The organism is Novipirellula rosea (assembly GCF_039541335.1).
Lineage (GTDB): Bacteria > Planctomycetota > Planctomycetia > Pirellulales > Pirellulaceae > Novipirellula > Novipirellula rosea.
Window position 1 is genome coordinate 134,913 of record NZ_BAABGA010000060.1, and the last position, 2,122, is coordinate 137,034.

At 51.2% G+C, this 2,122-nt stretch carries 2 protein-coding genes; both read left to right on the plus strand.

What is annotated here, in order from left to right; all coding sequences use genetic code 11:
- Nucleotides 1-138: 138 nt before the first annotated feature.
- On the plus strand, nucleotides 139-1,287 hold the full coding sequence (locus ABD971_RS22895) for a tyrosine-type recombinase/integrase (RefSeq protein ID WP_345325907.1): 1,149 nt from the start codon (nucleotides 139-141) through the stop codon (nucleotides 1,285-1,287).
- A 485-nt stretch (nucleotides 1,288-1,772) separates the two neighbouring features.
- A partial coding sequence (locus ABD971_RS22900; RefSeq protein WP_486348649.1) for a recombinase family protein occupies nucleotides 1,773-2,122 on the plus strand: 350 nt, incomplete at its 3' end.

Below are 2,122 nucleotides of genomic sequence, written 5' to 3' on the forward strand. Positions count from 1 at the left end.
GGGACCCGGTCGGCAAACCGTTTGTTGATCCCCTGGCGGCAAGGAACCGAACTCGGTTCCCAATCACATTGTCGTCTGTCTCTTTTTACAAGTCAATTCCCGGCGGCAACCGGGACAACTCTGAAAGGTCAATTGAAAATGGCAAGGAATCGAAAATCACGTCGCCAGCAGCATGGATCTGCATGGCACTGGAAACAAACGGACTGCTGGTACTACACTCCCTCTGGAACCAAAAAGCGGCAAGCTCTGTTTGACGAGGCTGGTGAGCGTGTTCGTGGTAAGGACAATCGAGAAGTCGCACAGTTGGCGCTGGCTCGGATCAAGTTGGCTGAAGAACTGTCGCCAGTGGGGCCGATCAAATCGCGAGAATGGACCGTTGCGCAGGTTTGCGAAATCTATTTGAGTGATCTGACGAAGACTGCGTGCCCAGAGTGGGTTGTGCAGTGCAAATACTGGCTGAATGACTTCTGCGGGTACTGCGGCGCGCTGACGGTGCATGAACTTAAGAAGAAGCACCTGAGAACCTGGCTCGAACGACACAAGACTTGGAATAACAACACTCAGCGAAATGTGATCGGATGCGTGAAAGCGGCATTCAACTTCTGTTGCAAGTTCGATGACCTCGATGCGAATCCGGTATCGAGCTATGAAAAGCCTGCAGCGACCGCTCGGGTGACTTGTTTCAGCCCAGAGGAGGAAACGCAGATCTATGCGGCAACAAATGCTGCCCATGCGTTGTTCTTGAAGGGGTGTATCTTGACGGGCGCGCGGCCCTATTCCGAACTGGCGGTCGTGACGGCGGACCATGTTGTAGAAACGCCGCACGGGTTGTTCTATTTGCTGAAGGCGCGGACTCCAGATGGTAGTTTCGGGCATAAGGCGGCTAAGAAGACCGGAAAAGATCGGCGGATCATGCTCTGTGACGAGATGGAGCAGATTACCCGGCGACTAATTTTGACCGCACCGAAGGGATCAGGCGTTCCGTTGTTTCGGACGATGCGTGGGAAGCCTTGGAGTCAGTCAAATGGCGTTCAGCAATTTAGTTCTCTCAAGAAGAAGCTGGAACTTGCCGAAGATCGAGTGACTTACACGTGTCGGCACACGTTCGCAAAGCGAACTTTGGCAGGTTACTACACCGGCAAACCAGCCGGCATCGAAGTGCTGGCCGGTTTGATGGGTAACACGCCGAAACTATGTTGGGATCACTACGCTCAGTGGGCTGACGACTACAACGATCCGCTTTGGGCGGCACTTGGAAAGACGAAGAAGAAGCGAAAAGCTGGTTGATTCGCCACGAGATCGAAAAGGTCCGATCAAGACTCAGGATTCAGTGGACTTTTTGCTAAATTGGAGCCGTTTTTGCGTCATATAAGATAAGGCAAACAGCTTATCTCTCACCAAATCCGCTCAAGACAATCGCTCAGCTAAACTAAACCCAAAAATGCGGCATATATGATGTGTAGTGTTATGGCGATCATGCCAGTTTTTAACGTCCGGTGCGTGCATTGAGCTAAATTAACGCCCGAAACGCGGCATATTACTTGAGGGATGTTTATCCATTGAACGTGTCTAAAAGTCTCTACTGAATTTCACCAACGCTCCGTTTTCACGGAGCGTTGTCTTTTGCGCACAAATCGGGTTGCCAAAATTCTGGTGAGCAGCCTGCCCACAGAAAATTATCGCTCGCAGATTGATTCCGTTTCTAATCTCACGGAACGCTGGGCACGTTGCCCACGTGCGTCCGCTGGATCATCTTCACAGGAAGCAAAACAATGAACCATGATCTTTCTAGCATGGGTGCGGCTAACGAAAAACTCACCCGGAACGCAAGTAAGTGGTGGTCAGAAATGGCTGCCGTCCATCATCTTGATTTGAAAGGATTTGATCCCGAAGAAGCTCTTGAAACACGGATCGTCTGGGCAACTGCTCACGGGTATGACATCGGTACGATCTACTCTCGTTTCAGCACTAAACTGCAACATTCAACCGATGACCAAGTTCGGGAGAACATCCAATGGGCCGCGAAAAACCGCATCTATGTTCCGTCTGAGTTGATTTCCCTTGACGAAGGCGTCAAAGGCAAACGCATGCAACGTGCCGGTCTGGATCGCACCAAAGCGAT